General features: G+C 72.3%; 20 protein-coding genes and 1 riboswitch. Of the genes, 11 read left to right on the top strand and 9 right to left on the bottom strand.

The genetic code is table 11. From position 1 onward, the window contains the following. Window positions 1–9: 9 nt before the first annotated feature. Genes ACQRWP_RS25950 through ACQRWP_RS25925 form a run of 6 tightly spaced genes read right to left on the bottom strand, consistent with a single transcriptional unit; the run spans window position 10 to window position 6,020 of the window. Complete coding sequence (locus ACQRWP_RS25950; protein WP_430498411.1) at window positions 10–510, bottom strand: hypothetical protein; 501 nt, start codon at window positions 508–510, stop codon at window positions 10–12. Window positions 511–548: 38 nt separating this feature from the next. After that, on the bottom strand, window positions 549–1,304 hold the full coding sequence (locus tag ACQRWP_RS25945) for a GTP-binding protein (protein WP_430498409.1): 756 nt from the start codon (window positions 1,302–1,304) through the stop codon (window positions 549–551). Further along, window positions 1,282–1,770, bottom strand: coding sequence for a DUF742 domain-containing protein (locus tag ACQRWP_RS25940; RefSeq protein WP_430498407.1), 489 nt, complete (start codon window positions 1,768–1,770; stop codon window positions 1,282–1,284). The genes ACQRWP_RS25945 and ACQRWP_RS25940 overlap by 23 nt, the downstream gene beginning before the upstream one ends. Then, the gene (locus ACQRWP_RS25935; RefSeq protein WP_091402960.1) at window positions 1,767–2,240 is read right to left on the bottom strand and encodes a roadblock/LC7 domain-containing protein; all 474 of its coding nucleotides are present in this window, start codon (window positions 2,238–2,240) and stop codon (window positions 1,767–1,769) included. Before ACQRWP_RS25935 ends, ACQRWP_RS25940 begins: the two co-directional genes overlap by 4 nt. After that, window positions 2,237–4,855: a nitrate- and nitrite sensing domain-containing protein gene (locus ACQRWP_RS25930; RefSeq protein ID WP_430498405.1), complete on the bottom strand. Its 2,619-nt coding sequence runs from the start codon at window positions 4,853–4,855 to the stop codon at window positions 2,237–2,239. The genes ACQRWP_RS25935 and ACQRWP_RS25930 overlap by 4 nt, the downstream gene beginning before the upstream one ends. Next, the gene (locus tag ACQRWP_RS25925; protein ID WP_430498404.1) at window positions 4,842–6,020 is read right to left on the bottom strand and encodes a hypothetical protein; all 1,179 of its coding nucleotides are present in this window, start codon (window positions 6,018–6,020) and stop codon (window positions 4,842–4,844) included. The genes ACQRWP_RS25930 and ACQRWP_RS25925 overlap by 14 nt, the downstream gene beginning before the upstream one ends. A 372-nt stretch (window positions 6,021–6,392) precedes the next feature. Here ACQRWP_RS25925 and ACQRWP_RS25920 point away from each other — a divergent pair, with 372 nt between their 5' ends. Next, window positions 6,393–9,257: an alpha/beta fold hydrolase gene (locus ACQRWP_RS25920; protein ID WP_430498402.1), complete on the top strand. Its 2,865-nt coding sequence runs from the start codon at window positions 6,393–6,395 to the stop codon at window positions 9,255–9,257. Then, complete coding sequence (locus ACQRWP_RS25915) at window positions 9,257–10,123, top strand: ABC transporter permease (protein ID WP_357279966.1); 867 nt, start codon at window positions 9,257–9,259, stop codon at window positions 10,121–10,123. Before ACQRWP_RS25920 ends, ACQRWP_RS25915 begins: the two co-directional genes overlap by 1 nt. A 9-nt stretch (window positions 10,124–10,132) precedes the next feature. On the opposite strand, the gene ACQRWP_RS25910 is transcribed toward ACQRWP_RS25915, so the two are convergent. Then, window positions 10,133–10,843: a DUF4232 domain-containing protein gene (locus ACQRWP_RS25910; protein ID WP_430498400.1), complete on the bottom strand. Its 711-nt coding sequence runs from the start codon at window positions 10,841–10,843 to the stop codon at window positions 10,133–10,135. 430 nt (window positions 10,844–11,273) lie between these two features. Beyond that, window positions 11,274–11,579, bottom strand: coding sequence for an ArsR/SmtB family transcription factor (locus ACQRWP_RS25905; protein WP_430498398.1), 306 nt, complete (start codon window positions 11,577–11,579; stop codon window positions 11,274–11,276). Between the two features lie 91 nt (window positions 11,580–11,670). Here ACQRWP_RS25905 and ACQRWP_RS25900 point away from each other — a divergent pair, with 91 nt between their 5' ends. From ACQRWP_RS25900 to ACQRWP_RS25865, 8 genes are all read left to right on the top strand, one after another. After that, window positions 11,671–12,633, top strand: a complete 963-nt coding sequence (locus ACQRWP_RS25900) for a DMT family transporter (protein ID WP_410822408.1) — start codon at window positions 11,671–11,673, stop codon at window positions 12,631–12,633. Window positions 12,634–12,707: 74 nt separating this feature from the next. Continuing rightward, window positions 12,708–13,046, top strand: a complete 339-nt coding sequence (locus tag ACQRWP_RS25895) for a hypothetical protein (protein ID WP_430498395.1) — start codon at window positions 12,708–12,710, stop codon at window positions 13,044–13,046. Window positions 13,047–13,057: 11 nt separating this feature from the next. Further along, window positions 13,058–13,780 carry a hypothetical protein gene (locus ACQRWP_RS25890; RefSeq protein ID WP_430498394.1) on the top strand — a complete coding sequence of 241 codons (723 nt, stop codon included), beginning with the start codon at window positions 13,058–13,060 and terminating at the stop codon, window positions 13,778–13,780. Beyond that, a complete protein-coding gene (locus ACQRWP_RS25885; protein WP_430498392.1) occupies window positions 13,777–14,208 on the top strand; it encodes a YbaB/EbfC family nucleoid-associated protein in 432 nt (143 codons plus the stop codon). Before ACQRWP_RS25890 ends, ACQRWP_RS25885 begins: the two co-directional genes overlap by 4 nt. Then, window positions 14,205–14,576: a YbaB/EbfC family nucleoid-associated protein gene (locus tag ACQRWP_RS25880; protein WP_430498391.1), complete on the top strand. Its 372-nt coding sequence runs from the start codon at window positions 14,205–14,207 to the stop codon at window positions 14,574–14,576. Before ACQRWP_RS25885 ends, ACQRWP_RS25880 begins: the two co-directional genes overlap by 4 nt. Then, a complete protein-coding gene (locus ACQRWP_RS25875) occupies window positions 14,573–14,773 on the top strand; it encodes a hypothetical protein (protein WP_430498389.1) in 201 nt (66 codons plus the stop codon). Before ACQRWP_RS25880 ends, ACQRWP_RS25875 begins: the two co-directional genes overlap by 4 nt. Window positions 14,774–14,878: 105 nt before the next feature. Then, a riboswitch (SAM riboswitch) is annotated at window positions 14,879–15,014 on the top strand. 10 nt (window positions 15,015–15,024) lie between these two features. Next, window positions 15,025–16,311 carry a threonine synthase gene (gene thrC / locus ACQRWP_RS25870; protein ID WP_430498387.1) on the top strand — a complete coding sequence of 429 codons (1,287 nt, stop codon included), beginning with the start codon at window positions 15,025–15,027 and terminating at the stop codon, window positions 16,309–16,311. Between the two features lie 265 nt (window positions 16,312–16,576). Continuing rightward, entirely contained in the window at window positions 16,577–17,596 is a 1,020-nt protein-coding gene (locus tag ACQRWP_RS25865) for an N-acetyltransferase family protein (protein WP_430498385.1), read from the top strand. A gap of 9 nt (window positions 17,597–17,605) precedes the next feature. On the opposite strand, the gene ACQRWP_RS25860 is transcribed toward ACQRWP_RS25865, so the two are convergent. Then, entirely contained in the window at window positions 17,606–19,798 is a 2,193-nt protein-coding gene (locus ACQRWP_RS25860; protein WP_430498384.1) for a hypothetical protein, read from the bottom strand. A gap of 178 nt (window positions 19,799–19,976) precedes the next feature. On the opposite strand from ACQRWP_RS25860, the gene paaN reads away from it, so the two are divergent. Then, complete coding sequence (gene paaN, locus ACQRWP_RS25855; protein ID WP_430498382.1) at window positions 19,977–21,650, top strand: phenylacetic acid degradation protein PaaN; 1,674 nt, start codon at window positions 19,977–19,979, stop codon at window positions 21,648–21,650. The last annotated feature ends 4 nt before the right edge of the window (window positions 21,651–21,654 follow it).

The raw sequence follows: 21,654 nt of genomic DNA, 5'->3' as shown, positions 1-21,654 counted from the left end.
CCCCGCCGGTCAGCGGCGCGGATCCAGTTCGTCCAACAGCGTCGGGTCGCGTCGGATCAGCTCGGCCAACCGGGCCGCCGGGTCCGGGGTCAACCCGTCCGGACCGGGCGCCCAGGCCGGCACCGTGCGGCCGGAGAGCGGCCAGGCCGGCGGGGGTTCCGCCGGCGTCGGCGGGGGAACCGGTCCGACCGTGACGGCAGGCCCGTCCCAGGAGACCCGCATCGGGTACGTCCGCCCGGCGTGCTCCACCTGCACGGTCACCGCCAGCCCGGGGTAGGCCCCGACGACCTGGCGGATCGCCTCGGCCACCTCCTCGACCGGCCCCCACCCGGCCACCTCGCTCGGGGCCTCCACCCCCGCGTGCCGGCCCGGCCGGGCGTTGCGGGTGTCGCCGCCGAAGCCGGGCGGGCTCGACGGTGCGGTGGTGTCGTCACGGTCGGTGGCCCGACGGCGCGACGCCTCCTCACGTCGGGCCAGCCGGGCCAGCGTCTCGTCCAGGTCGCCCCTCACCAGATCACCTCTTCCCGCCACGGCCGGAGCTGGTCGGCTCAGGCCCTCCTGTCCCGGGTGGCGCGGTCCAGCGCGCGGTCCAGGACGACCAGTAGGGCGTCCCGCACCGAGAGCCGGTCGCGGGCATCGAACTGCACCAGGGGTACATGATCGCCGATGGCCAGCGCCCAGCGGATCTCGCCGAGTTCCAGGGCCAGTCGCCCGTCGAAGGCGTTGACCCCGACGACGAACGGCAGCCCGGCCCGCTCGAAGAAGTCGATGGCCGGATAGCAGTCGTCCAGCCGGGCGCTGTCCACCACCACCAGCGCGCCGAGCGCTCCCCGGGCCAGGTCGTCCCACATGAAGCCGAACCGGGTCTGCCCCGGCGTGCCGAACAGGTAGAGCTTCAGGCTGCGGTCGATCGTCACGCAGCCGAAATCCATCGCCACCGTGGTGGTGGTCTTGGTGGACCGGGCACCCGGGTCGTCCACGCCGATCCCGGCGCTGGTCATCTCGGCCTCGGTGGTCAGGGGCGCGATCTCGGAGATCGCACCCACGGTGGTGGTCTTGCCCACCCCGAACCCGCCGGCCACCAGGATCTTGACCGGGATCGGCGGTGCGGTCGGCTTGCCGGCCGACGGGACCGACCCCGTGCCGGACGAGGGCCGGTACGGCGGCGGTGCGGTCGGCGGTGGGCCGGCCCGCCCGACTATCGGCCCGGTCCCCGGGGACATGCCGTAACGGGCGGCGGCGCTGTTCGCGGCGACCCCGCCGAGCGGGGCGACCGGCCATTCAGGAGATCGCACGGAGTCCATCAATCACTCGCAGGATGAGATCGGGGTCGACAGCGTCGTCGGTGTCGGTCACGTGCACGTCGAGGTGCCCGGCGGCGCGCAGATCGCCGACCAGGACCCGCGTCACGCCGAAGTGCAGTCGGGCGCGGGCCGAGATCTCGGCCACCGAGATCGGCTCGGCGCAGAGCGCGATGATCGTCTGAAGTTCCGGTGCCAGCAGGGCGCCGGGTGGGCCGGCCCACCAGCCGCTGTCCATGCGGGCGGTCACCTGGGTCTCCAGCCCGATCGCCGGGTCGGCACCCGCAACCCGCCCGGAGGTCAGCACGAACGGACGGGGACCGGCCGGCTGGTCCCCGCCCGGCTCCGGCTCGGGCAGCGCCGGTGTCGCCGCCGCGCCGTCCCCGGTCGGGGGTGACGTGCGCAGGTACGGGCGGATCCGAACCCTGGGTTCCGGATCCGGATCCTCGCCGGCGACGTCGGGGGTCACTGCTGAACGGCGTTCTTCAACTCGACGATCAGTCGCGGGGTCAGGGCGCCACCGGCCCGCCCGGCGAAGAGCGTCATCTCGTACGCGACGGTGCCCAGGTTCGCCGAACGGTCGGCGACCACCCCGAGCACGGAACCGCTGCTGATCGCGCTGATCAGCAGGTAGCCGTCGGCCATGTCGACGATCACCCGGTTCAGGCCGCCGAGGGCGTACCAACTGGCGGCCCCACCGGCGAGGCTGGTCATTCCGGACACGACGGCGGCCAAGCGTTCCGCGTTGGACCGATCCTTGATCGCCGACATGGCCATCAGCAGACCGTCCGAGGAGACCGCGATCGCCTCCAGGACCCCGGCGGTGCTGGAGGTGAAGGAGTCCAGCAGCCAGTTGAACGTACGGGCCTCCGGGCTGAGGTCCCCATTGGCGCTGGGCTGACTCTGGTCGACATTGTCGTGCAGGAAGGGGCTGGTCACCGTGATGATCCTTCTTCGTTCCGGTGGTCGGGGCTGACTTCGCGGAGAGCGCGGGCGACGCCCGCCTCGAACTCGCTGATGAGGTCGCGGACCTCGGCCGGGTCACCGAGGTGGGTGCTGAGCGGTTGGCAGACCGGGATGGCGGTGAGGTTCGCTCCCGGCACCCGTCGGCTCAACCGGGGCCGCTCCGGTGCGGCATCGGTCGAGCCACCACCACGCGGCACCGTGGGGCCGGCGCCTCCCGGGGTGCTGGGCAGGTCGACGGTCGTGTCCAAGCCCACCATGGCCGCTCCGGCGCTGGCCGTCGGGTCGCCGGCCGTCCGAGCCGACGCGGCGTCGAGGCCCGGCGCCACGTGCAGCTCGGCGCGGCGTACCCCGGCTTGGAAGGCCTCGACCAGCGCGCGGGCGGCGGCGGGGTCCGCGCCGGTGGCGTCCACCGGCCGGCTCGTCGCGGCGGTGGCGTGCAGCGTCGCCCCGGGCACCCGCTGCCGCACCCGCGGCCCGCCCGGCTTGCCCGCCGGTTCCGGGCTCTGGGGCTCGGGAACGGCCTGCTCCGGCTGGCCCTGACCGAACGCGTTCCAGGACGGGCCGGCGTCCAGGCTGCGGGTGGCCCGGCTCAGCAGGTCCGAATCGAAGCGGGCCGGCACGGCGACGGCCACCGCGCTGGGCCGCACGTCGTGCTCGGGGTCGAGCGTCGCCGTCGTACGCCGGTCCCGATCCGGCACCGCGGCGCGGGCCACGGCGGCCCCGGCCCGGTCGGCCCGGCGCAGCACGAGCGATGTCGACGGGATCTCCAGCTGTGCGGTCACCCCACCGCCGCCGGTGGCGGCCAGGGCGACCTGCCAGCCGTGCCGACGGGCCAACCGGCCCACCACGAAGAGCCCGAGCACCTCGGTCGGGGCCAGGTCGAGCCGTTCCCGGCGGGTGAACCGAGCGTTCTCCTCGGCCAGTCGTTGCTCGTTCATGCCGATGCCGTGGTCCACAACGGTGAGCCGTGCGCCGAGGCCGGACGTCTCGGCGGCCACCAGCACCCGGGTGTGCGGCGGGGAGAAGACGGTGGCGTTCTCCATCAGCTCGGCCAGCGCCAGGACGAGGTCACCGACCACCGCCGGCGCGGCCGAGACGCCTGCCGGCACCTGCACCTCCACCCGGGTGTAGTCCTCGATCTCACCGAGCGCCAACCGGACCACGTCGGCCAGCGGCACCGGCGCGGTGTGCGCGTCGGCTCCGGCCGAGCCGGAGAGCACCACGAGGCTGCCGGCGTTGCGCCGCAACCGGCTGGAGATGTGGTCGAGTCGGTACAGGTGCTCCAGGCGGCCCGGGTCGGCCTCCTGCTGCTCCAGCCGGTCGATCAGCGCGATCTGCCGACCCACCAGGTTCTGGGTACGCCGCCCGACGTGGCCGAACATCTGCGCCACGTTGCGCCGGCCGGCGACCTGCCGCTCGACCAGTCGCGCCGCGGTGTTCTGCACCCGGTCGAAGGCCCGCGCCAGGTCACCGATCTCGTCGTTGGCGCGGATGTCCACCGGCTCCAGCCGGACCGCCTGAGGTCTCTCCGCCTCGTCGTCGGTGACCCGGACCAACTCCGCCTCGGCGACCCGGGCGACCCGGTCGGCGGAGCGGGTGAGTCGGGTCAGCGGTCGGGCAACCGTCCGCGCCACCGCCACGCTGAGCAGCACCACCAGGGTCAGGATCAACGCCGTCGCCGCACCGACCAGGTACGCGGCGGTCAGCGCGCGCTGCTGCTCGGCCGTCACGGCGGCGAGCACGTCGGCGACCAGCTTCTTCTCGACGAACTGACCGAGCCGGATCATCGTGCGGACGGCCGGGAAGAGCGCTTCCAGCGGCACGTCGCGGACCGCGGCGGCCGGGTCCCGGGCGCTCCTGACCAGGAAGTCGGGGCTGGTACGCGCGGCCACGGCGGCGTCGTTGAGCTGGGCCACCGTGAGTTGCTCGGGCGTGATCAGGCTGCGGAAGCGCGAGTTGTCGACCATGAGCGCGGCGATGCACGCCACGTACCCGGCGGTGGTGTCCGGGGTGCCGATCGCCTTGACCAGCAGGCTCAGGGTGGCGCAGGTTCCCAGGCCCTCGTCGGCGCGGAGCAGCCCGTCGAGGGCGAGCACCTGACGGCCCGGCAACGTGTCGGTGTCCACCCCGACCACCAGCCGCAGGGACTCGATGATCCCCTTGTTGACCGGGCCGAACGCGTCCATCACCTGACCCGGGTTGGCGGCCCGGGCCAGGACGGCCGTGCGCAGGTCGATGAGGCTGGACACGCCGTCGAGGGCGCGGTCGACCTGGTCGGTCAGCGCGTCGCTCCGCGCCGCCCGGAGGTCGGCCACCCGGTCGTCCACGTCGGCGGACTTGCGGACCAGCTCACTGCGTTCGACCCGGCCGAGCAGGAAGCCGACGGAGAGGATGCGTTCCTGCTGGAGGTCCTGGACCAGGCTGCCGACCCGGCTGGCGAGCCGGACCCGTTCGGCGGTGTCGCCGGCCCGCTGTGCCGCGGCGACCCGGTCGAGCATCACCGGCACGGCCAGGCCGACCATGCTGAGCAGCGGAATCACCACGAGCAGCGCGAGCTTGCCGCGGATCCGGAGCCTACCGAGCAGCATCGAACGCCCCCCACTGTGCGGTCTCCGGGTCGCGGGCCGCGCCGATCGGTTGCAGCGCACGCGCCTCGTCGGCCGGCGGTTGCCACGGGTCGCGATGTGGCGGGGTGTCGGGGCTCTCCGCGTGGGTAGCGGCCAGGGCGGCCCGACGCTGGGCCCGGCGACCGGCGGCGACCAGCAACGCGGCGAGCCAGCCCAGCAGCAGCACGGCGACGACACCCGCCCCGGCGATTAGCCAGCGGTCCCGGTTGAGCCGGTCGATGCGCTCGGCCAGCAGCGCGTCCAACTCGGTGAGGATGACCGGCTGAAGTTGGCGGGCCGAGCGGTGCGAGTTGAGCGCGGCGGCACTCAACTGGCCCGGGTTGACCACGCCGGTGTCCTTGCCCGGTACGGAGTACGCGGCAAGCGCCTCCACCGAACGCTGGTAGGTGTCCAGCGGGGTCAGCACGTTCGCACCGAGGTCGGTGCTCTCCGAGCCGTCCACGGCCGAGCGAAGGTTGTCGACGAGGTCGGCGGCGGGTGCCAGGGCGGACACCCGCAGGCCGGTCAGCTCCAGCAGGCCGCGCGGTTGCTCGGCGGCCGGCCGGCGGGAGACCAGCGTGGCGAGGTCGGCCAGCCGGCCGGCGGCGATCACCGCCTCGGGCAGTTCCTGGCCGGCGCTGTCCTGGAGGAAGAACGAGTCGGCCTCGGGGTCGCGGACCAGCCCGGAGCTCTCCCGGACCTTCCGGTGCAGGGCCAGCAGCAGGTCGGAGACTTCACCGTAGGCCGTGTAGGCGGCCTCGGGGTCGGCGGCGCCCCGGCCGCGCAGCGCCTCCAACTTGGCCCGTACGCCGGCCCAGCGTTCCTGGCTGAGCAGCTCCCCGCCGATGCGGGCGTCCACCGCGGCGGCCTCCTCGACCGCCCCGTTCAACGCCTCCCGGGCGACGGGGCGACCGTTGACCGCGTTGGACTGGGCCTCCACGAGGGCGTCGGTGACCGCCGCCAGCGCGGTGAGGTACTGCACGCCGAGCCGTTCCCGGGCGGCGAGGTCCCGGTCGTCGGTGACCTGCCGCCAGTTCGACGTGACGAGCAGGCCCAACGGTGCCAGCAGTGCTCCGATGAGCAGCAGAGGCAGTAGCCGGCCCAGCGTGGACGGCCGTCGACGGGCCCGCGGCGCGGGGACTGTCATGTATGTCTCCTCCGGCGTGGGGCGCTGATCGGCGCGGCGTCGGGCTGGCCGACAAGTCCCGTGCACCGGACCGGAAAACTAATCGAACCCTCGCCTGGTCAGACCTCACTCGGCGAGTCAGGTTCGCGTCACTTCGAGCCATGTCACCATTTGTCCGCGTTACCGGCACGCTCTGTGTCAGCTGTGGGTGTGACATGGAGGGATCGAGGTGGATATCCGCGGAAGATCGGAATTCACGGGATCCGAACTCAACTCACTGTGCCGCGTCGGACGTTGCGCGCTCGCACCCCACCGCGCACCGATCGGGGCAACCGGACGGACGTACGGCGGATCTCAGCCAACGCTCAGGCTGCGGGCCGTACCGTGTGCCGCATGACATCGCCGTCGCCGGCCGCGTGGTTCCGGCGTGCCCTGCCCACCCGCCGCCGGGCGACCGCCGCCGCGGTGGTCGTCGTGCTGTTGGCCGCCGCCGTGACCTGGGCGGTGTGGCCACAGGGACCGGGTGTACGCACCGAGAGCGCGATGCTCACCGTCCGCTCCGGACCGTCCGGTGACCAACCGGTGAACCTGGACACCACCCTCTACCTACCGGACGACGCCTCGTCCGGTCGGAAGGTGCCGGCGGTGCTGCTGGCGCACGGGTTCGGCGGCACGAAGGAGTCGGTGCGCTCCGACGCGGAGGAGTTCGCCGGGCGCGGCTACGCGGTGCTCACCTGGACCGCGCGGGGCTTCGGTCGCAGCGGCGGTGAGATCCACCTGGACAACCCGGACTACGAGGTACGCGACGCTGAGCGGCTGCTGGACTGGCTGGCCGCTCGGCCAGAGGTGCGCACCGACGCCGCCGGCGACCCGAAGGTCGGCGTGGTCGGCGGCTCGTACGGCGGTGGGTTGGCGTTGCTGCTGGCCGCCCAGGACCGTCGGGTCGACGCGATCGTGCCCATGATCACCTGGAACGACCTGTCCCGCGCGTTCCTGCCGGAGAGCACCGGCGGAGCGCCGACCGAGGGCGTGTTCAAGAAGGGCTGGGCCGGTCTCTTCTTCGGCGGGGGCGGCAACGTGGGCTCCGGCCCGGCCGGGCTCTCCGGCGCGACCGCCGCCCAGCCGCAGGGCGCACCGGCGTCGGCCGGCCCGCCCAGCCCCGGGCCGGGCGCCGGCCCCGGCACCGGTCCCGGTGGCGCCCCGGCCGGTGCCGCCGACCCGTCCTGCGGTCGCTTCGCCGCCGACGTCTGCGCCGCGTACCTCCGGATCGCCACCACCGGCCGCGCCGACCAGGCCGCCGTGGACCTGCTGCGCCGCTCCAGCCCGGCCGGTGTGCTGGACCGGATCAAGGCGCCCACCCTGCTGGTGCAGGGCGAGGCGGACACCCTCTTCCCGCTCGGTGAGGCGGACGCGAACGCGCGCGGCATCGCCGCCACCGGCACCCCGGTACGGGTCGCCTGGTTCACCGGCGGGCACGACGGTGGCAGTGGACCCCGCTCGGACGAAGACCGGGTGAAGTTCCTGACCGTCCAGTGGCTCGACCACTACGTCAAGGGCGAGGGCGACGCACCCGGCGACGACTTCACCTGGTCGCGGATCGCCGGCTTCGACGCGCTCGACCGGGGTCTCGTCGCCACCGGATTCCGCCGCGCCGACTACCCGGGCCTCGCCGGCAACGCCCGCCGGGAGGTGACGGTCGCCGGTCCGGCACAGCCGATCGCGAACCCGCCGAACGGCAACCCGGCCGCCATCTCCTCGATCCCGTTCGCCGGCGGGCTGGCCTCGCTGCTGGACGGCGTGGCCGGTGACGTGCCCGGCCAGCACGCCCAGTTCGAGTCCACCCCGCTGACCGAGGCGGTGGACGTGGCCGGTGCGCCCACTGTCACCCTGCGGGCCGCGTCATCGACCGGCGAGGCGGTGCTCTTCGTCAAGCTCTACGACGTCGACCCGGACGGCGCGGCCACCCTGCCGAACGGCCTGGTCGCCCCGATCCGGCTCACCGGTCTACCGCAGCAGGTGCAGGACGCCCGCCCGGTCACCGTGACGCTGCCCGGGATCGTCCGCCGGGTGGAGGCCGGGCACCGGCTGCGACTGGTGGTGGCCACCTCCGACCAGGCGTACACCACGCCCGCCGCGCCGACCGTCTACACGGTGGCCGCGGACGGCGCGGTCAGCCTGCCCACGGTCAGCGGTGAGCCGATCCCCACCGCGGCGACGATCTGGCGCTGGGTGCTCGCCGGCCTGCTCGCCGCCATCGTGATCGGGCTCGTCGTGGTCGTCGCCCTGGTCCGCCGCCGGCACCGCCGCCAGGACCGGTCGGTTCATCCGGAGTACGCGGACACCCCGCTGGCCGTGCGAGCGCTGCGCAAGGAGTACGCGGACGGCTTCGTCGCCGTGTCGAACGTGGACTTCGAGGTGCACCCCGGTCAGGTGGTGGGTCTGCTCGGGCCGAACGGCGCCGGCAAGACCACCACCCTGCGGGTGCTGATGGGGCTGACCCAGCCGACCGCCGGGGAGATCTACGTCTTCGGTCGTCGGCTGGTGCCCGGCTCGCCGGTGCTGTCCCGGATCGGGGCGCTGGTGGAGGGGCCGGGCTTCCTGCCGCACCTGTCGGGTCTGGACAATCTGAAGGCGTACTGGCGGGCCACCGGGCGGCCGTGGGAGGACGCACAGTTCGACGCGGCGCTGGAGATCGCCGGGTTGGGTGACTCCGTGCACCGGAGGATCAAGAACTACAGCCATGGGATGCGCCAGCGGCTCGCCATCGCCCAGGCCATGCTCGGCCTCCCCGAACTGCTGGTGTTGGACGAGCCGACCGACGGGCTGGACCCGCCGCAGATCGCCGAGATGCGCCGGGTGCTCCAGCGGTACGCCACGGACGGCCGAGCGGTGCTGGTCTCCAGTCACCTGCTGGCCGAGGTGGAGCAGACGTGCACGCACGCGGTGGTGGTGAACAAGGGCCGGATCGTGGCGTCCGGGCCGGTGGAGGAGATCGTGGGCGAGTCGCCGAGCGTGCTCTTCGACGTCACCGACCCGGTGGCGGCGCGAGCAGTGCTGGACCGGCTGCACGGGGTCCGTGTGTTGCCGGAGAGCGACGGCCAACTGGTGGTCGACACGAACGGCACGGCCCGCAGTGAGGTGGTGGCGGAGCTGGTGCGCGCCGGCATCGGGGTGGACCGGGTGGTGCCTCGGCGGCGCCTGGAGGACGCGTTCCTCGCCCTGGTGGGCGAGAACTCTCGGGGAAGCGGTGACCGGTGATGGCTGTTACTGACGCGGGTGAGGCCCGCGGTTATCGGCCGTCGGCCACCATGCCGTTCGTGGCAGAGTTCCGTCGGCAGGCGTCCCGGCGGCGGACCCAGCTGGCGCTCGGGTTCATGGTGCTGCTGCCGCTGATCATCCTGATCGCGTTCCAGTTCGACTCGGGCGGCGACGACGACAACGGTCGCAACGAGTTCGCCAGCCTGGTCGAACTGGCCACCTCGGGCGGGCTCAACTTCACCCTGTTCTCGATCTTCGTCTCGGCGTCGTTCCTGCTGGTGGTGGTCGTCGCGCTGTTCTGCGGCGACACGGTGGCCAGCGAGGCGAGCTGGGGCAGCCTGCGCTATCTGTTGGCGATTCCGGTGCCCCGGGCGCGGTTGTTGACGGTGAAGCTGGTGGTCGCGCTCGCGTACTCGGGACTGGCGCTGCTGCTGTTGGCCGGCACCGCGCTGCTGGCCGGCACCCTGCGCTACGGCTGGTCGCCGCTGCGCAGCACCGTCGCCGCCGAGCTGGAACCCACCGAGGGGTTGCTCCGGTTGCTGGCCGTGCTGGGCTACCTGGCGGTCGTACTGCTGGTGGTGGCCGGGCTGGCGTTCCTGCTGTCGGTGACCACGGACGCCGCGCTGGGCGCGGTGGGCGGTGCGGTCCTGCTCTGGATCCTGTCCAGCATCCTGGACCAGATCACCGCCCTGGGCGCGCTGCGCGACTTCCTGCCCACCCACTTCAGCACCGCCTGGCTGGGTCTGCTGTCGACTCCGGTGCAGACCGACGACGTGGTGCGCGGCTGCATCTCCGCGATCAGCTACGCGACGCTGTTCTGGGGGTTGGCGTTCTGGCGCTTCACCCGCAAGGACATCACGTCCTAGCGGGTCGGCTCACAGCCGGCTGTCGGGCGGGCTCACCGACGACGGCACCGCGCTCGGCGCCGGCGGCGGGGCCGGTCGGGTCGGCACCGGCGTGGACGGGTCGGCCTTCTTCCAGGCGCTGACGCCGATCCGGCCGGTGTTGCCGAGGTCGATCGGCCCGTCCGGGTCGACCTCTTCGGCCGGCTGCCCGGCAGCGGGTGCCACCGTCAGGAACTCGCCGTTGGTGGCCACCACCGTCGAGTCGGTGACCAGATTGCGCCAGAGCACCACGGCGGTGGCCCGCTCCCCGGCGGCGAGGGTGACCTGCCGGGGTGGCTGGTCGAAGCCCGAGGTGATCTCCTTGGCGCCGTTGACCACCCGCAGCATGATCGGCTCGCGCGCTTCGTCGAACACGTGCAGCACGGGGTACCCGTCGAGCTGGTAGGGGTGCTCGCCGCAGTTGACCAGCTCCAGGCCCAGCGCGCGCAGGCCCATCGCGGCGTCCCCGCCGGTCGACCGGATCCGAACGCCGGTGGCCGGGCACTCGGCCAGCGGGTCGACGCTCCCCGACGGACTTGCGGCGGTGGTGGGCGCGGTAAGTGGTCGCGGGCCGTCCGGGCCGCCCTGGCCGCGATGGTCGCCAGGCATACACGCGCCGAGAGTGAGAGCCGCCATGAACGCCGTGACCGTCGCGGACGCCGTGCTGACCCGTCGCCGCGCTGCCGTCCCGCGAAAGATCATCAGTAGATCTTCGCCCACGAAGAACAAACACCGTCACCCACCCCGCCCCCGCCCCCGCCCCCGCCCCTGCCGATCTTGCAGGCTCAGTCGCCGATACGCACGGAATGCCCGCTATCTCACGCAACAAGTGCAAGATCGCGAAGAAGGGGGCAGGCCCACCTCGTCGATCATGGAGTTGTGGTGCCTGGTCTGGTACCGGGTGGGCGCTTTGTCACCCACCACAACTCCTTGATCGACGGAGTGGTGTGGGGGCCGTTGTGGGGCCGGTCGGGTCGGGCGTTGCTGGGGACTCGACGGGGTGGCTTCGGCGGCGTGCCGGCCGAGGTGCCCGTTGGGCGGCGGCTCTTCGCTGATGTCGTAGACGATTCAGCTCCAAAGCGAGCGCCTGGGCAGATCCCGCCGCCGCCGGACGGGTCAGGGTGAGGCAGGGTCAGGCTGGCGGGCGCTGGGTGAGGACCGCGTCCAGCAGGCCGGGGTAGAGCTTGTCCAGCTCGTCCCGGCGGAGCCGGACCAGTCGGCTGGTGCCGGCGGCCCGGGTCCGGGTCAGGCCCGCCTCGCGCAGCACCTTGAGGTGGTGGCTACGGGTCGCCTTGGAGACGCCGAAGTCGAAACTGCCGCAGGCGGCCTCGCCGCCCTCGGCGAGCGCCCGGACGATCTGTAGCCGCACGTCGTCGGCGAGTGCGGCCAACACGCTGGTGACCGGTACGCCGGTCAGGTCGGGCTCGTGCGGCTCCATGTGAGCAGTGTAACCCTTGTTCGACAATCATCGAACAACACCCTATGGTCGGTGTCGTTGGTTCGACGATACTCGAACATTGGAGTTGCCGATGCGATCCCGCGCCACCGCCTACCCACTGGTCGCCGTGCTCGGCTGGGGCGTGATGTTCCCGATCCTGGCCAGCGCGCTCGACCGGGTCGACCCGCTCAACCTCACCACCGCGCGCTACCTGCTGGCCGCCGTCGTCCTGGTCGCCATCCTGCTGCTCCGCGAGGGTGCCGGCGCGCTGCGGCACGGTGGCCGGGCGCTGGAGGTGGTGGTGCTCGGTGTGGTCGGCTTCGCGGGCTTCAACCTGCTCACCAACCTGGCGCTCGAACACGCCGCCCCGCAGCAGATCTCCCTCTTCGTGGCCACCACTCCGGTGATCACCCAGCTCGTCCGCTGGGCTCGCGACGGCGTACGCCCGAAGCCGCTGCTGCTGGCCCTCTCCCTGGTCGCGCTCCTCGGCGTCGGTCTGGTGATCACGCGCGGCAGCCTGGCCGGGCTCGGCCAGTTCGGCCTCGGCGGGCTCATGATGATCGGCGCGGTGCTGGGCTGGGGCATCTACACCCACGGCGCCAGCCGGTTCGGCGAGTGGTCGCCGCTGCGCTTCACCACACTGACCGCGCTCGCCGGCACGGCCGCCATGCTCGTCCTGAGCATCGGCGCCGACGCCGTCGGCTGGCAGCACGCGCCGGCCGCCGCCGACCTCGTGGCGGTCGCCCCGCAGCTGGCGTACGCCGTGCTGGTGGGTGCCGTGATCGCGGTCCTGGCCTGGAACACCGGCGTGCAGCGACTCGGCGCCGCCAACGCCGCGCTGTTCATGAACCTGGTCCCGGTGACCACCTTCGCGGTGCAGATCGCCCGCGGCTACCGCCCGGAGCCCGTCGAACTGGTCGGGGCCGCCATCACGATCGCCGCCCTGATCGCCGCGAACCTCGCCGCCCGGCCCCGGACCACGTCGCTGCCCCGGCCGAGCGCGGTGACGGACCCGATCGCGGTGACCGACCCGGTGGCCGTGAGCGCCCGCTGACCCGCCGACGCGGGGCGGCGGCAGGGGACAGCTCCGGTGGTCCATCCGTGGCAGGATGAACCGCCGGGACCAGCGTGTCCATCGATCCGTCGATGCCTGGTGAGGGGGCCGTTGTGACGTCGCTCGAAACCGAGGCCATGCGCAAGGCGGGCCAGGCGATCAGCGCGGACGCGAAGTCATTCGCCGACACGGTGCTGCCCAAGATCGCCTCGCTGACACTGCCGCGGGATGCCTTTCCGATGTTCGCGTGGAACCTGCCTGACGACTACGAGCGGGTCCGGCAGGGCGTGGGCGACGTGGCAGCAGCACTCCAGAAGACGATGGACTCGATCGGCACCGCACTGACCACCATCGCCACCCACTACGAGGAGCAGGAGCGGGTGCGGGGCGAGAACTTCACATACCAGGATTGAACGGAGCCGCGATGTCCGACTCCTCGCTCTACTCCGACCGACTCGACGGCGACACCACCGAAAACCTGTGGGTGCTGGTCGGCATCCTCGGCACCGCGCTCGCAGCGGCCGTCTGGCCCACCGGTGGCGGCCCGGCGGTGGTGGCCGGCCTCACCGCACTTGTCGAGATCAACATCCGTACGCCGGACCCGTGGGACAAGGGTTCCGAGGCGTGGAACGACATGAGCGACGTGTTCGAGCAGTGCAAGGCGGGGCTGACCCGGGCGCGCGGTGACGTCGACACCTACTGGGCCGATCAGGGTGCCGAGGCGTTCAAGGCGTTCCTGGAAACGCGCATCGAGCCGGCACTCAACGCGATCGCGCAGGCGGCGAGCAACGTACGGAACATGTGCGACGACATGTGGTGGGGGCTGACCACGAACCTGGTCAGCTACATCAGCGTCACGGGCGCGGCGCTGGTGGCTGCCGGTGTGGCCTACGCTTCCGGCCCCTACACACCGGCCGTGCAGTGGGCGATCGTCGGAGCCTGGGCGGCATTCGCCATCACGACGCTCACCGCCGTGCTGACCTTCGTGCAGCAGGTGTGGACGGCTGGGCGTGACGTCGGCGACGCCTTCAGCGTTCTGGAGAACATGTTCACAAGCGACAGCGACCGGATCGACACCACGAGCCTGCAACTGCCCGAGCAGGTCCGGGTCCGCATCGCCGAGCCGAAGGGATGGGTGAAGGAGTGAGCGACGTACCAGCCTTCGAGCGCGCGACGCGCGAGGCGGAACGCGCGGCCCTGACCAGCGGGTCGCTGCGAGCGATGACCGACCAGCTCAACGGGGTCCTCGCCCGGATCGCCGAGGCGCAGGAGGCGGTCTACGAGGGCACTGACGACTCGGGCACCGTGGTGGTCAGGGCCACCGGCGCCGGCCGGGTCGAAGACGTCTACCTGAGCCCGCAGGCGGTCCGCGACCTCGACGCACAGGCCCTCGGGGCAGCGTGCGTGACCGCCGTGGGTGACGCCAGGATGCGCGCCGCCCAGGCGCTGACCGCGACGATCGCCGAGGTTTCCGGGCAGCCCGCCCCGGTCGATGTTCCCGCGCCGGTTCCGCAGACGTACGACCCGGCGTCGGCCGCCGAGGCCCTGCGCGCCGCCGCCCGGAGGGCCAGATGAACCCCGATGCCCTGTCCGCGATCCGCCGTGACATCGCTGCCGCCATGGAGTCTGCGGCGGATTTCGCCGAGCGGCCGGCGGGAGAGCAGTACCAGGCTGCGGCCGGCGACGGCGCGGTGGTCGCAACCGTCGGACCGGGCGGTCAGCTGCTCGACGTACGGATCACGCCGCAGGCCCGGCGTGCCGTGGACAACCTCACCCTCGGCGAGTACGTCCGCGATGCGATTCGAGCCGCCGAGGCCGAAGCCGAGCAGGCCCGCACCGCCCTGCTCGGGTCGCTGACCATCGGTGGCCGCTCGGTCGCCGAGATCCTGGCCAACCCGGGGGCCGCGATGCCCGGCACCGACCGACCGCGGCGGCAGCGATGACTCCCGCGCAGCGCGCCGTGGTCGTCATGGTGTCCGTCGTGGTCGCGCTTCTCGTCGTGTCGGGTGCGGTCTGGCTGCTCGCCGGCAGCGAACGGCCCTCGGGCGGCGCCATCGCGACCGCCGGCTGGATTCTGGTGGCCGTACTGGCCGTCTTCGGTGCCGTGGCGTTCTACCTGGGGCGTCGACGCCGGCGCTGACCAGCAGCGCGCCGCCCACCGGGATGCCGGTGGTCGGCTCACACCGTGGGATCTGCGGTAGCAACGACCGACAGCGTTGTCCTAGACTCGACGGCACAACTGAATACCTCATCCAGAGGGGCTGAGGGATACGGCCCGACGACGCCCCGGCAACCACCCCGCGCGCTCACCGCTGAGCGACCCGTGGGGCAGGTGCCAATTCCGTCCCCGCCGCACCGTGCGATGCGGGGAAAGATGAGAGGACTCTCGACATGACGTCGACGCTCGTCGCCTCCGGCATCGACACCTCCGCCAGCCCCGCCCGCGCCCTGGTCTGCCGTGCCTGTTCGGCCCGCTACCCGCTCGCCGCCCAGCACGCCTGTTACGAGTGTTTCGGCCCGCTGGAAGTCGACTACGACGCCGCCGCGCTGGCCGCCGTCACCCGCGAGCAGATCGAGGCCGGCCCGAACAACATCTGGCGGTACGCCGCACTGCTCCCCGCCGGTCAGGACCCGGCCAGCCGGGTCACCCTCGACCCGGGGCTGACCCCCCTGGTGGCGGCCCCGCACCTCGCCGCCGAGCTGGGCATCACCGCGCCGCTCTGGGTCAAGGACGACAGCGCCAACCCCACCCACTCGTTCAAGGACCGGGTCGTCTCGGTGGCGCTCACCGCCGCCAAGGCGCTCGGCTTCAGCCGGTTCGCCTGCGCGTCGACCGGCAACCTGGCCAACTCGGTGGCCGCCCACGCCGCCCGCGCCGGGGTGCCCTCGGTGGTCTTCATCCCCAGCGACCTGGAGCAGGGCAAGGTCATTACCACCGCCGTCTACGGCGGCGAACTGGTCGCCATCGACGGCTCGTACGACGACGTCAACCGGCTCTGCGGCGAGTTGGTGGAGACCGACGAATTCGAGGACACCGCGTTCGTCAACGTGAACGTCCGGCCGTACTACGCGGAGGGCTCCAAGACCCTCGGCTACGAGGTGGCCGAGCAGCTCGGCTGGCGGATCCCGGCGCAGGTGGTCATCCCGATGGCCAGTGGCGAGCTGCTCACCAAGATTGACAAGGCGTTCTCCGAGCTGGTGGAGATCGGCCTGGTCGAGGCGCCGGCCGGCGGCTGGAAGGTCTTCGGCGCGCAGTCCGCCGGCTGCAACCCGATCGCCGTCGCCCTGCACGCCGAGACCGACACGATCGTCCCGGTCAAGCCGACCGGCATCGCAAAGTCGCTCAACATCGGCGACCCGGCGGCCGGCCTCTACGCCCTGGAGGCGGTTCGCCGTACCGGCGGCTGGATGGAGTACGCCGACGACGACGAGATCCGCACGGGCATCCGCGATCTGGCCCGTACCACCGGGGTCTTCGCCGAAACCGCGGGTGGGGTCACCGTGGCCGTGCTGCGCAAGCTGGTCGAGTCCGGTCGGCTCGACCCGACGGCCGAGACCGTCGTGTTCAACACCGGCGAGGGTCTGAAGACCATCGACGCGGTGGCCGGCCAGGTCGGGCCGACCCACCACATCAAGCCCTCGCTGCGAGCCGCCCGCGACGCCGGCCTCCTCGGCTGACAGGCTCGCTCGGACCCGGGGCCGAGCCGATCAGTCGGTAACTGGGTTTTCGCTGTGAGTGTGGAAAACCCGCCGCTACGGACTTGACGGCAGGAACCGGACGGCGCAAGATGCTCCGTGCGGGAGGGCATTTCGCCGAAGACTTTTGAAGTTCTTGCGACCCAACGCCGGAGGCGTTGTGCGAGTGTCCCTCCCGACCACGTTCGATCGGGCCAGCGATTAAATCGCTGGCCCGATCGCTTTTCCCGGGTGCACGCTCAGCGGCATGAGCATCACGATCGCGTCGTTCGACGGCGCCGACCGGACTTCCGTCGACGAGGCGTACCGGATCGGGGTGGCGGTCAACGACGCCGATCTGCCGGACCTACCGCCCTTCTGCCGGCGCCGGTTCGACGCGCTGTTCCACACGCCGTTGCCCGGCACCCGGACGCTCTGGGCGCTGGCCCGACTGGACGGCGTCCCGGCTGGCTTCCTGCAACTGGACCTGCCGCAGCTCGACAACACCGACAACGCCACCGTCGAGCTGAAGGTGCGTCCGGAGCTGCGGCGCCGGGGCGTCGGTCGGGCACTGCACGAGTACGGCGTACGGCTGCTGCGCGAGCACGGCCGCAAGCGGGTCGTCGGGCTGACCGTCTCCGCGTTGCCCGACGGGCCGGCCCGGAGCGTGGCGGGCGACGCGTTCGCCGCGTCGACCGGCGCCCAGGCCGCGTTGGTCGAGGTGCGTCGCCGGCTGGAGATCGCCGAGATCGACCGGGTCGCGCTCCGCGCGGCACTCGTCGAGGCCCAGCCCCGGGCCGAGGGGTACCGATCGGTGTGCTGGCAGGGCGCCACCCCGCAGGAGTATCTGACGGACATCGCCTACCTGGACGGCCGGCTGATGATGGACGCGCCCCTCGGTGACATGCAGTGGGAGCCGGAGCAGGTGGACGCCGAGCGCATCCGCGGCACCGATCGGGCCCTGGAGGCAAAGGGCCGCCGGCGGTACCACCTCGGGATGCGACACGAGGCGTCCGGCCGGCTGGTCGCCTGGACGCTGCTGGAGGTTGGCGCCTCCGCCGACTGGCACGCGTTCCAGCAGATCACCATCGTCGACCCCGCACACCGTGGGCACCGGCTCGGCCTCATCGCCAAGGCGGAGAACCTGCACCACCTGCTCACCCACGAGCCGGCGGTCCGGAGCATCGACACCGTCAACGCCGCCAGCAACAGCTACATGGTGGCGATCAACGAGCAGCTCGGCTTCCGTCCGGTGGACTCCTGGACCGACTGGCAGCTCACCCTCTGAGCCGACCGTTCACCCGTCGGTCCGTTCCAGGCGCCCTACCAGCTCGCCGATCGCAGCGTGGAAGTCGTCGTCCGGACTGAACCGGTGGCCCTGCACCGGCGGGGGCACGGTGTCGGTCGGCGGGATGAGCAGTCCCTTCGGATCCCGTACCCGACGGTCGACCCGGGCAGCCCGGTCGTCGGGTCCGTCCGTGAACGGAACGAACACCGGTCCACCCACCGCGTCGGTGTACCGCCACAGGTTGATCCATCGCCAGGCCAACCGGCTGCCGACCTCGCGCAACATCTCGTCGCTGACGTACCCCGGGAAGATCCGCCGGTAGCGGTTTCCGAGCGGGGCGCCGTAGGTGAGCAGGGCCACCCGCCGGCGGCAGTGATCGGGCAGTTGAAGGATCGTCACCGCCGCTAGCACGCTGCCGTGACTCTGCCCGGACAGCACCACCGCATTACCGTCGGCGGTGAGCTGCCCGATCCGGCGGGTCAGCTCGGGGACCGCCCGCTCGACGTAGCACGGCGGGGCGAGCGGGTGCGCGGCACGCGGCCAGAAGGTGGCCAGTTCCCAGAGCACCCCGACCAGCCGGATCGCGCCGGATCGGTAGGCGACAAGTCCCATCACCGCGAGGACCGTCGCTAACAGCCCGATCAGCAGGGCGCCCAGGTCGGTCACGAAGATCACCGGACGGGCCAGCGGCTCGCCGCCGAGTCGCAGCGCCAGCGCACCCGGGCCGGGTCCGATCACCGAGAGCCCGGCCGCCGCGAGGGTGAGCAGCGCCAACACCACGTACGCGGCGGCCAGCAGCCCTCCGAGCCGGTCCGTCAGCCGGGCACGCACGATCGCGTCGCGGACGGCCCGGACCCGTTCGGGGGCCGCCCGGGAGGCCTCCGGGTAGTCCCGCCGGACCAGTTCCTCGGCCTCCCGACGGCGACGATCACGGCGAATCCGGGGCACGAGCAGGGCCGTCACGAACACCAGGAGCACGGCGAGGCTGAAGCCGAGGGTGACCCAGCGGTAGGCGATCGGCGGCGACAACGGTGGCGCACCAGGCGGCAGCGGCCGTGCGGGCGTCGGGCTGGAACCACGGTCCAGATACTCGGCGATCCCGTAGGTCAGGCCCGAGGAGTAGGCGACGCCCAGCCCGATCGCGACGGTTATCAGCACCGGCGCCCCCAGCCCCGCCAGCAGGAAGAGGGGACGGGGCAGGGAACGGCGCTGCACCACGACCACCAGGCCCAGCATCGCGAGCAGCACCACCTGCCCGGCGAACAGCCCGGCGACCAGCATCCCGTACCCCGGCAACATCCCCTCGGCCGTCCACGGCGGCCGTGGCAGCAACGCGTACCCCAGGGTCAGCGCGGTGAGCGCGACGGCCGCCCAGCGGATCGTCCGCGAGCTCCGCTGGTCCTGCTCTCCGCGCCGCTCAACCGCCGGTCGGCAGAGCAGCACCACCGCGCCGGCGAGCAGTGCCACGTCCGCGGCCAGCAGCAGCCAGCCGAGCAGTGTGGCGTCGTGCGGTGCCAGAACCAGCAGCAAAGTGATGTCGAGCGTGCCCAACGCCACCGCGACGTGAACCGAGCGCAGGCGGCGCAGCAGCGAGCGGGTGTCCCAGAAGGCGGGCGCGTCGAGCCGGTCCGCTCCCACCCCGGGCGCGTGGTCGCTGTCCTCGGGGAGCTGCCAGGTCCGGGCACCGAGCCGCCAGATCAGGACGATCGCGATGATCGGCGGTACGGCCAGCAGCGCGAGCCGCTGCCCGGGCGGCACGTCGCCCAGCCAGGAGATCTCCCGCCGCCCCTCCAGGCACCTCGGGTAGGCCGCGCACTGCCACGCGATCAGGTCGAGGGACACCCCGACGGTGGAGAGCACGTACATCGCGGTCATCGTCGCGGCCAGCAGTCGGCACAGCGCCCGCGCGGCATGGCCGCCGCGGCCGGTGACCGGCAGCATCCAGACCGCGATGTTGCTGAGCATGAACGGCAAGAGTAGGACCAGGGAAAACGTCCGGGTGGCGGTGCCGCCGGTCAGCCTGCTCCAGCGGTACGCCTCAAGCGTCACCCCGTTGCGGTCCGCGGGGGCACCGTAGCCGGGCCGGGGCCGGTAGAAGCCGGCGTTGTCGTCTCCCGCGACCCGCGCGACGATCGGCCGATCGAGGATCGTCTCGGGCCCCTTGTCGGCGACCCCGTGCACCCGGATCTCGGTGATCCTCACCCGCCGCCCTCCCCTGGCCGGCTTCCCTGGCCGGAGGCCCGCGGTTACCCGCTGCCGCCGCGAGCAACCCCGTGCCGTCGACCATTGGCGCTTCTGCTCCGGAACTCGACTGCGGCATGAGCCGCTGTCGGGCATTCGCGCTACTGCTCGCGGACCGGACTCAGGCATGATGGCGGGCATGACGGAGACCCCGCATCCCCTGTACGACAGGCACGCCGACACCCTCAACCGTGCGCTGACCGCGATCACGGAGCGGGGTTACTGGTCCGCCTATCCCGAATCCCCCAGCCCCCGGGTGTACGGCGAGACCGCCGCCGCCGACGGCAAGGCCGCCTTCGAGGCGTACCTCGGCGGTGATTTCCCGCTCGACCAGCCCGGCGCGGGCGTTCGGGTCGCCACCGAGACGAGCCCGTTCGGGGTGGAGTTGGCGGTGCGGTACCCGCACGCCGGCCCCGGCGAGCTGGTCGACGCCGCATCCGCCGCGCTGCCGGCGTGGCGTGACGCCGGCCCGCAGGCCCGGGTGGGTGTCTGCCTGGAGATCCTCGATCGGCTGCACAAGCACATCTTCGAGCTGGCCAACGCGGTGCAGTTCACCAGCGGGCAGGCGTTCGTGATGGCCTTCCAGGCCGGTGGCGCGCACGCGCTGGACCGGGCGCTGGAAGCGCTGGCGTACGCGTACGCCGAGATGACCCGGCACCCGGGCACGGCGGGCTGGGAGAAGGCCGCCGGCAAGGGTGACCCGCTACGGATGACCAAGACGTTCCACGTGGTGCCGCGTGGGGTGGCGCTGGTGATCGGCTGCAACACCTTCCCGACCTGGAACTCGTACCCCGGACTGTTCGCCTCGCTTGTCACCGGCAACCCGGTGATCGTCAAGCCGCACCCGCGCGCGGTGCTGCCGCTGGCCATCACCGTGAAGTACGCCCGGGAGGTGCTCGCCGAGGCCGGGTTCGACCCGAACCTGATCATGCTGGCGGCCGAGGCTCCCGGTGAGAAGCTCGCCAGCGACCTGGCCCTGCACCGCGCCATCCGGATCGTCGACTTCACCGGCTCCACCGAGTACGGCGACTGGCTGGAGACGCACGCCCGGCAGGCATCGGTCTACACCGAGAAGGCCGGCCTCAACACCGTCGTCATCGACTCCACCGACGACTTCGCCGGCATGTGCCGCAACCTCGGGTTCACGCTGACCCTCTACAGCGGGCAGATGTGCACCACCTCACAGAACATCCTCATCCCGGCCGGCGGCATCGAGACCGACCAGGGGCACAAGAGCTTCGACGAGGTGGCCGGCGGGATCGCCGCCGCCGTCGGCAAGCTCACCGCCGACCCGGCCCGAGGCGTGGAGCTGACCGGCGCCATCGTCAACGACGGGGTTCTGGAGCGGCTGGCCGAGGTGACCAAGGTCGGCGAGCCGGTGCTGGAGTCGCGGACCGTGGCCCACCCGTCGTACGCCGACGCGGTGGTGCGTACCCCGACGATCGTGAAGCTGACCGCTGACGACGCGGAGACGTACGGCCGGGAATGGTTCGGGCCGATCTCGTTCGCCATCGCGACCGACTCCACCACGCACAGCCTGGAGCTGCTGCACCGGACGGTCGGCGAGAAGGGCGCGCTCACCGCCGGGGTCTACTCGACCGACGAGGCCGTGCTGGACGCGACCGAGGCGGTGGCGGTCGAGGTCGGGGTGCACCTGTCCTGCAACCTCACCGGCGGTGTCTTCGTCAACCAGTCGGCGGCGTTCTCCGACTTCCACGGCAGTGGGGCCAACGCGGCGGCCAACTCGGCGCTGACCGACGGGGCGTACGTCGCCAACCGGTTCCGGATCGTGCAGTCTCGGCGGCACGTCTGATCTT

The sequence above is a fragment of the Micromonospora trifolii genome (assembly GCF_050516465.1).
GTDB classification, from domain to species: domain Bacteria; phylum Actinomycetota; class Actinomycetes; order Mycobacteriales; family Micromonosporaceae; genus Micromonospora; species Micromonospora trifolii.
Note: the sequence above shows the minus strand (reverse complement) of the source record. Positions and strands in the feature narration are given on the sequence as shown.

Bases quoted from the DNA above. Each gene is read 5' to 3' on its own strand.
- ACQRWP_RS25890 (WP_430498394.1), top strand. From the start codon at position 13,058: ATGTCCGACTCCTCGCTCTACTCCGACCGACTCGACGGCGACACCACC.
- ACQRWP_RS25880 (WP_430498391.1), top strand. From the start codon at position 14,205: ATGAACCCCGATGCCCTGTCCGCGATCCGCCGTGACATCGCTGCCGCC.
- ACQRWP_RS25875 (WP_430498389.1), top strand. From the start codon at position 14,573: ATGACTCCCGCGCAGCGCGCCGTGGTCGTCATGGTGTCCGTCGTGGTC.
- ACQRWP_RS25915 (WP_357279966.1), top strand. From the start codon at position 9,257: ATGGCTGTTACTGACGCGGGTGAGGCCCGCGGTTATCGGCCGTCGGCC.
- ACQRWP_RS25925 (WP_430498404.1), bottom strand. From the start codon at position 6,020: ATGACAGTCCCCGCGCCGCGGGCCCGTCGACGGCCGTCCACGCTGGGC.
- ACQRWP_RS25910 (WP_430498400.1), bottom strand. From the start codon at position 10,843: ATGATCTTTCGCGGGACGGCAGCGCGGCGACGGGTCAGCACGGCGTCC.
- ACQRWP_RS25905 (WP_430498398.1), bottom strand. From the start codon at position 11,579: ATGGAGCCGCACGAGCCCGACCTGACCGGCGTACCGGTCACCAGCGTG.
- ACQRWP_RS25930 (WP_430498405.1), bottom strand. From the start codon at position 4,855: ATGCTGCTCGGTAGGCTCCGGATCCGCGGCAAGCTCGCGCTGCTCGTG.
- ACQRWP_RS25945 (WP_430498409.1), bottom strand. From the start codon at position 1,304: ATGGACTCCGTGCGATCTCCTGAATGGCCGGTCGCCCCGCTCGGCGGG.
- ACQRWP_RS25900 (WP_410822408.1), top strand. From the start codon at position 11,671: ATGCGATCCCGCGCCACCGCCTACCCACTGGTCGCCGTGCTCGGCTGG.
- ACQRWP_RS25865 (WP_430498385.1), top strand. From the start codon at position 16,577: ATGAGCATCACGATCGCGTCGTTCGACGGCGCCGACCGGACTTCCGTC.
- ACQRWP_RS25920 (WP_430498402.1), top strand. From the start codon at position 6,393: ATGACATCGCCGTCGCCGGCCGCGTGGTTCCGGCGTGCCCTGCCCACC.
- paaN (WP_430498382.1), top strand. From the start codon at position 19,977: ATGACGGAGACCCCGCATCCCCTGTACGACAGGCACGCCGACACCCTC.
- thrC (WP_430498387.1), top strand. From the start codon at position 15,025: ATGACGTCGACGCTCGTCGCCTCCGGCATCGACACCTCCGCCAGCCCC.